This window comes from Methyloglobulus sp., from assembly GCF_040079455.1.
Lineage (GTDB): Bacteria > Pseudomonadota > Gammaproteobacteria > Methylococcales > Methylomonadaceae > Methyloglobulus.
Genome location: NZ_JBEBKJ010000115.1, coordinates 1 through 7,088 on the forward strand (window position 1 = coordinate 1; position 7,088 = coordinate 7,088).

General features: G+C 45.3%; 7 protein-coding genes. 1 reads left to right on the plus strand and 6 read right to left on the minus strand.

Translation table 11 applies throughout. The features are described 5' to 3' along the window. Positions 1-342 precede the first annotated feature (342 nt). From ABL924_RS17055 to ABL924_RS17075, 5 genes are all read right to left on the minus strand, one after another. A complete protein-coding gene (locus tag ABL924_RS17055) occupies positions 343-876 on the minus strand; it encodes a transposase (RefSeq protein ID WP_349028299.1) in 534 nt (177 codons plus the stop codon). Between the two features lie 197 nt (positions 877-1,073). Then, positions 1,074-3,980: a UvrD-helicase domain-containing protein gene (locus ABL924_RS17060; protein WP_349028300.1), complete on the minus strand. Its 2,907-nt coding sequence runs from the start codon at positions 3,978-3,980 to the stop codon at positions 1,074-1,076. A gap of 85 nt (positions 3,981-4,065) precedes the next feature. Further along, a complete protein-coding gene (locus ABL924_RS17065; RefSeq protein ID WP_349028301.1) occupies positions 4,066-4,200 on the minus strand; it encodes a hypothetical protein in 135 nt (44 codons plus the stop codon). A gap of 136 nt (positions 4,201-4,336) precedes the next feature. After that, entirely contained in the window at positions 4,337-5,176 is an 840-nt protein-coding gene (gene cysE, locus ABL924_RS17070) for a serine O-acetyltransferase (RefSeq protein WP_349028302.1), read from the minus strand. Further along, entirely contained in the window at positions 5,176-5,916 is a 741-nt protein-coding gene (locus ABL924_RS17075; RefSeq protein WP_349028303.1) for an RNA methyltransferase, read from the minus strand. Before ABL924_RS17075 ends, cysE begins: the two co-directional genes overlap by 1 nt. Positions 5,917-6,005: 89 nt before the next feature. Here ABL924_RS17075 and ABL924_RS17080 point away from each other — a divergent pair, with 89 nt between their 5' ends. Continuing rightward, the gene (locus ABL924_RS17080; protein ID WP_349028304.1) at positions 6,006-6,800 is read left to right on the plus strand and encodes an inositol monophosphatase family protein; all 795 of its coding nucleotides are present in this window, start codon (positions 6,006-6,008) and stop codon (positions 6,798-6,800) included. Between the two features lie 32 nt (positions 6,801-6,832). On the opposite strand, the gene ABL924_RS17085 is transcribed toward ABL924_RS17080, so the two are convergent. Next, positions 6,833-7,088 (minus strand): 5'-nucleotidase (locus tag ABL924_RS17085; protein ID WP_349028305.1); only part of this gene is annotated, 256 nt, incomplete at its 5' end.

Below are 7,088 nucleotides of genomic sequence, written 5' to 3' on the forward strand. Positions count from 1 at the left end.
GGATTGCCATAAAATGTCTTCAGGAATGGCAACATGGCTTCAAGCACCCGATCATCAATCGGCGTAGTGGCGTTATGGTCGAAATAGATCATGTTGCTATGTTATTCAGGAGTTTTATGAAATGCTCGTTGCTCGTTCCCAGGCTCTGCTATTACTAGTTCCCAAGCTCCGGCTTGGGAATTTATACTGGAAGCTCTAGCTTCTTAAACCTCGAAGCCAGAGCTTCTAAAATAGGGCTTCCCAAGCAGGAGCTTGGGAACTAGCATGAGCTGGAGCTTGGAAACCAGTATTCAACAATAGCCCACATATCATACCGCATACCAGCATAACATCGCCGTTCCTTCACCATGCCCGCACTATCTCGACCAAGCCTTTCTGCCCCGCATAATTCCGTGCGCTTGAATAACGCCAGTGCTCCGGCAAATCGACATAGCCACGCTTCACTGGATTTTGATGGATATAATCCAGCTTTTGCCGCATGACTTCTTCGGATTCAATTAATTGCGGATGATTGCCTTCTTCCCAGACCTGGTAAGTGATTTCCGTTTTGTGTGTGCGTTTAAACAACGCCAGCAACTCCAACATATTCGCAGCCTCGCGCTGCTCCAGATAAGCGATGATCTGTTTTGCGCTGTAGGATTTAAAGCGCTGCATATCCCGGCTTAAATCCGTTGATGCGGCGATAAGATGTAGGTGATTTTCCAGGATGACATAACCGTAAATTTGGAATCCAGCCTCCCGCTGCAAAAACCGCCAGGAATCGAGGACGATATTTACTACTTCCGTGCGCGTGAACAGCGGTTGCCAACGGTTAACCGTTGCTGTCATGAAATACGGACAGCCCTTGTTTAAAATACGGTAACGGCTTCTTGGCATGTGATTATCTTAACTTTTTCAGTATGTTAAAGTTATTAATATACACCCAGATGCTTGTTCCCAAGCTCCAGCTTGGGAACGTTATTTTTGGAAGCTCTTGCTTCCTTTATTAATGCTTGAAGCTAAAGCTTCCAAGATATGGACTCCGAAGCCGGAGCTTGGGAACAAGCATACAAGCATCATGGCTCTTATTCGAGTTAGTGAACTTTTAGGTCAAAAAATTTTTCAGTGTGCTTACAAGAAAACTCCTCATCTTTACGGTAATGCGAACATCCCCAGAATTGTCCAGAAGGGCCTTTCCTTAAGGTCATCTTTCCGCCACATTTTTGACAAATCGGTTCTACATAATCGCAACGTTTATTTTCACAAACCCGAAATCGACCTTTCTCCTTTAAGCCGCCGCCACACCATTGACATGCCGATAGCGTAAAACTGCACAATGGATATTGGTTGCATCCAAAAAAGCTTCCGTGTTGACTATCCCTCGGTAACATGTAGCCTGTTTTACATTGATTGCAGACAATATCAGCAATTTTATCTTGGAATCCATCGCCGATAAATTCGTCACTGAGGATTTCATATCTGTTAGCTATAAGCTCCCTTACGAAATCGGAAGCTTTATTAACATCACTTACCAAATACACATGATGTTTGGCGCGGGTCAAAGCCACATAAAACAAACGTCGTTCTTCGGCATGGGCAAAAGCTTCTTTTTTTGGCAATAACAGTTCCAATAATGGGTGAGTCGTTTTTTCAGGAGGAAACCCGTGTTTACCTTTCTCTAATCCTAACACGATCACATAATCGGCCTCCTTTCCTTTGGAGGCGTGTATGCTCATAAACTGTAGTTTTAATTTCGAATATTGTCGTTTCAAGTCGGATAAATCAGGTTTTCTAAAATTGAACCGGGCCAGAATAAGTACGCTGGCATTTGCATCGGCTTTGGCATTAATCGCAGATAAGGCGGCATTCAATCCCACCTGATCCTGATTGGACTTTATGATTGAAACGGCAGGGTGTTCAATGATTTTGTGGCTTTGAATCTGTTTAGATATTTGCGTCGAATTTTGCATCACAAATTTTGATGCGACAGCACCAATTTTGTTATTAAAGCGGAAAGTCTTATCTAGCACACTAGTGGCGGTATAGCCGAAATAGTTCTCAAATTTTTTGGTAATTGTGACATCGCTACCTGTAAAGCGATAAATCGACTGCCAGTCATCACCAACGCAAAACAGGCTGTTATCCGGATTTTGCGCCAGCAAGGCTTTTACCATCCTTGCCCGACTGGCTGAAATGTCCTGAAACTCATCGACCAGTATGTAACTGTATGGCGATTGATAACGCCCGTTTTCCACATATTCAATCGCCCGTCCAATCATGTCTTCAAAATCAATCGTATTAGTATCGCGCAAGTGTTGTTGATATGCCTCATAAACAGGCTCGAACAGAAAGGCTGCTGCCTGCATGCGCTCATTGTCTTCATGTTGATTGGCAAGCGAAACCAGGCTTTTTAAATTCAGGTAAGCCGCTTTAAACAGGGCAAGCATTTGAGCCAGCAAACGGCTGAATTCCAAAACTTGGCCAAGCTGCTTTAATTTATCCAGCAACTTGTCTTGGGCTAAGGGTTTAAACGTAACGCCTGCTAGCCTCAGCTGGTCTTCTAAGGTTTTAGTTAAAATGCCTTGTTTCTTTTGGTAACTGTAGGTTTCGATCAGTTGTGTTTGATACTTTTGATGCAGTGCCCGTTTCCATTCCATGCCTTCCAAATATTTTTTCTGGTCGATAAACGAGGGCGTTTGATTGTTTTCATTGATGGCAAAATGTTCAACATAAATTCCGTAATCGGTTAGATAAAAATCCGGCTGGTAAATACGGTAATCGGGTCCTGATGTATTTACCTGATAATTGGTTTCATATTCATAGCTGATGCCTTGGCAATACAGAAAATTGGCGATCTCGCATTCTTCATAGCTTTTTACCCGCTCACCTTGTAACGTACGGATGTCATTTTCCAGGATGTAATTGTTATATTCCCCCAGACTTTTAAATGCAAAGATATTTTTATAAGGAAAGTTGAAACGAAAAAAATACGTCACAAAACGTGATTTATAGCGTTCATCCTTTAATAAGCGTTGAATTTGTTCATCAACAAAACTTACTCGAAGGTGTTCGTCCTCTGCCATTTTGTTAATAGACGGCACCACGCCTTCAACCCGAGCAATGATCTGTTTTCCTAGACTATGGAAGGTTTTCACGGTCAGGTTATTAACCCCAATTTTACTCTGTATGCGTCCATCCATTTCCTCTGCCGCCTTACGCGCAAAAGCCAGCATCAGGATTTTTTCCGGTTGGGAAATTCCGGCTTTGATCAAATATCCGGCACGTCCGATCATGGTGCTGGTCTTGCCAGTGCCAGCTCCCGCCAATACAAGATTATGTTGCTCATCTATAACGCAGGCTTTACGTTGGTTTTCCGTTAGTGGATTGCTTTCCACCTGATCGAAAAACAATTGAAAAGATGCCAATTGTTTCTGAACATAAGATTCGTTGAGCTTGATGATGTAATCATAGCGTTGACTTAAAAGCGGACGGATTTCTTGCAAATATAGCAGCGCTTCTGGCAGTAAAAAATCTTTAATCTCCCAGGGATTTACCCAAACCTCTAAATGCCTGTGATTGTTAAACCATTGTTGCGCGACATTGTGGCGAATATAATGCTGCCCCGAAAACAAAACTTGTGCCTGCCGAAAGGCTTGTTGTAAGTCGTGCGTATTACGCTGGTAATAGTTCCTGATATATTCTTGGTTGTAATGTTTTAGAGATTTTTCTATTCGGCCCGATTGAGATTTGGATATACCGCCAAATCTCAGTGTTTCTCCATTTTTCAATTGTAAAATCAAAACATCCCAAAAATAACCTTTTTCAGTCACTATGCCTGGGTTTATGTCTATGTAAGACAAAGTTTTCGTCTTGGTTTTGCCGCCTGAAAGAAGGATTCCATCTTTTGTTAAAGAAAATGAAGCATAATCGGAGTCGGTTGCAAACATAGCTGCTAGCCAGCTGACTTGGTAAATTAATAATTCAGTTAATTTTGTTTTCAAAATATTTGTTTTTTTGGGTGATTGAAAATACCTTAAGACAGGCAACTTGCCTTAAGGGATTTTTCCGTTTATGACCAAGCCTGATTCAAATTGAAGAATTTTCATCGGTGCGAATGTCAATCAGCCCTTTGGTGTAGCTTTTTAAGCCCAGCGCTTTGATGTAAATATCTTTAACATCTTCTTCGCTGCGGACGTTTTTAAGGCGTTGGTATAGGCTCATGCTTCATCATAAGAGGTTAATTTTCTTGGGGTAAGCGTAGCAGGTTTCCTTAAATAAAGGATGCTTAAGCGGTTTGCTCGTTCCCAAGCTGGAGCTTGGGAACGAGCTGAACCTCTGGGGTTTGGGAACGAGCTGCCTACCCAACCTTTTCCCGCTTCGCCGAACCATCCGCAATTTGGCAATCATCCAATGAACACATGGGCGTTTTCGCGCAGTTAATCCCCGCTTCATTGATGGCTTTTTGCATGGCGGCTATTTGTTCATCAAGCGAATTAATATGGTCGAGCATGTGGTTGATGGCATAAGCAACCGGATCGGGCATGTCGGATGTTGCACCATAGGCATCAAAACCCATTTTGGTGGCGATTTTGTCGCGCTCGGTTTTTTTCATTTGCGCTTCGGGTTCTTTAGCCAGTTCGGGATTGCTGTCCAGCCAGCCATACTGTGGCTTGTCTGCTTTGGCTTGCATATCAATGACATGACCTGGAATGCCAACGACCGTTGCACCCGCTGGTACGGCTTTAAGTATCACTGAGTTTGAGCCAATACGCGCCCCTGAGCCGATTTCTATTGGCCCTAAAACCTTGGCACCCGCACCAATGACAACGCCATCATGCAAAGTAGGATGACGCTTGCCTTTGTTCCAGGTCGTGCCGCCCAAAGTTACCCCATGGTAAAGAGTGCAATCGTCCCCGATGACGGCGGTTTCGCCGATCACCACGCCCATGCCGTGGTCGATAAAGAATCGCCTGCCGATTTGTGCGCCAGGATGGATTTCAATGCCTGTCAGCCAGCGGCTGATATGGGAAATTATCCGCGCCACTAATTTGAAACCTGCATTCCAACACGCATGGCTGATCCGGTGTATTTGCACGGCATGAAAGCCAGGGTAAGCCGTCACCACTTCCAACACCGATTGCGCGGCGGGGTCACGCCCGAACACACAGGCTATATCTTCTTTTATCCTTTCTAACATTATTGGCTCCGTTTGTTGCTTGCTTTGTTGCCTTGGGACATCCGTAAAATACCCCTGAGTATGTCCACTTCCTTGGTATCCAGGTGTATCCGGTTGTAAATTCGGCGCAAACGCCGCATGATCGAATTAGACTGGTCAGGCTGCATAAAATCAATATCGACTAAGGCTTGATGCAAATGGGTGTAAAAAGATTCCATTTGTTCTGCCGTCGCCAGGGGAATGTCGCCTTTATCACCTACACGACTGCTTTCCTGAACTCCCGCTGCCACGAACAGCTCATAGCAAACGACTTGCACGGCGGCAGCGATATTCAAGGAGCTGTATTCACTGTTACAGGGAATCCTGAGTAAAAAGTGGCACAAATCCAGTTCATGATTTTTTAAGCCTGAATTTTCCCGACCAAATAGGATAGCCACTTTATTGCCCGGTTCATGAATGATGATTTTTTCAGCACATTCCCGTGGTGTTAACTCAGGCCAGCTAATGCTCCGGCAACGGGCGCTTGCCCCTAACACCAACTGGCAATCGGCTATCGCTTCCGGCAAAGTTTGGTACACCTTGGCTCCCGCCAAAATATCATCAGCCCCAGAAGCCCTTGAAGTCGCATCGGCACTCGGAAAAATTTTAGGATTTACCAGGCACAGGTTATCCATAGACATATTCTTCATTGCCCTGGCAACCGCGCCGATATTACCAGGGTGAGAAGTCTCCACCAGTACAATCTTGATATTAGCTAGCAATGCCGCCCCTGCTTAAAAAAAGAGCCAAGTTTATCAAAAGATTTGTTATCCTAATCCAGTTTTCTAACCGCTCATTATACAATCAACCTATGCAACCCATGCTCAATATCGCCATCCGTGCTGCCCGCAGCGCTGGCGACCTGATTCTCCGTTCCTCCGACAATGTCGGCCAACTTCGTATTGACCAGAAAGGTAAGAACGACTTCGCCAGCGAAGTTGACCGCGCAGCAGAACGGGAAATCATCAACATTATCCGAACGGCTTACCCCGACCACGCCATTCTTGCCGAGGAAAGTGGACAACACCAAGGCAACGATTTTGTCTGGGTAATTGACCCATTGGACGGCACCACCAACTTTCTGCATGGTTTTCCACAATATGCCGTGTCCATTGCCTTAAAACACAAAGGACGTCTTGAAGTCGCCGTTATTTACGATCCCTTGCGTGACGAATTGTTTACCGCCAAACGGGGCGGTGGTGCGATGTTGAACAGCCGCAGGTTGCGGGTTACCAACCAAACCACTATGAAAGGCGCATTGATAGGTACCGGCTTTCCTTTTAAAACCGACCTCCATCTGGATGCTTACACCGGCATGTTCAAGGCCATTTCCATGCAAGCCGCTGGTATTCGCCGTGCTGGGGCGGCAGCACTGGATTTGGCTTATGTCGCTGCGGGTCGTCTGGACGGCTTTTGGGAAATCGGTATTATGGAATGGGATATGGCGGCGGGTATCTTGCTGATTAAAGAAGCAGGTGGCGTAGTCACCGACTTTTCGTTTAATGACAATTACTTGGCATCCGGCAATGTTATCGCTGGTAGCCCTAAGATGCACCAGATGTTATACCAATTGATTGAACCGAACGTGACTGATAATTTGAAATAATTCATCGGTTTGGTATGTCGTATTCGATGGCCTTATTTGATTTTCTTATTGATAATGCCATGCGGCACATGCGCGGCAGCGACATGCACGGCGGCTGATTCGCAATGGCCTTGCTGGTCGTCAAAGAAAATATCGGCACCAAAAGCCTTCAAAAAAGCGCCTTTCGACATGCCGCCAAGGAATAGCGCCTCATCAATACGGATGCCCCACGCCCTGAGCGTCCTGACAACGCGTTCGTGTGCGGGCGCGGCACGTGCAGTTACCAAAGCCGTCCTGATGGGAGAAACA

What these genes read in the sequence shown, in the direction of transcription:
- ABL924_RS17055 (WP_349028299.1), bottom strand. Translation starts at nt 876, where the DNA reads ATGCCAAGAAGCCGTTACCGTATTTTAAACAAGGGCTGTCCGTATTTC.
- ABL924_RS17065 (WP_349028301.1), bottom strand. Translation starts at nt 4,200, where the DNA reads ATGAGCCTATACCAACGCCTTAAAAACGTCCGCAGCGAAGAAGATGTT.
- cysE (WP_349028302.1), bottom strand. Translation starts at nt 5,176, where the DNA reads ATGTTAGAAAGGATAAAAGAAGATATAGCCTGTGTGTTCGGGCGTGAC.
- ABL924_RS17080 (WP_349028304.1), top strand. Translation starts at nt 6,006, where the DNA reads ATGCAACCCATGCTCAATATCGCCATCCGTGCTGCCCGCAGCGCTGGC.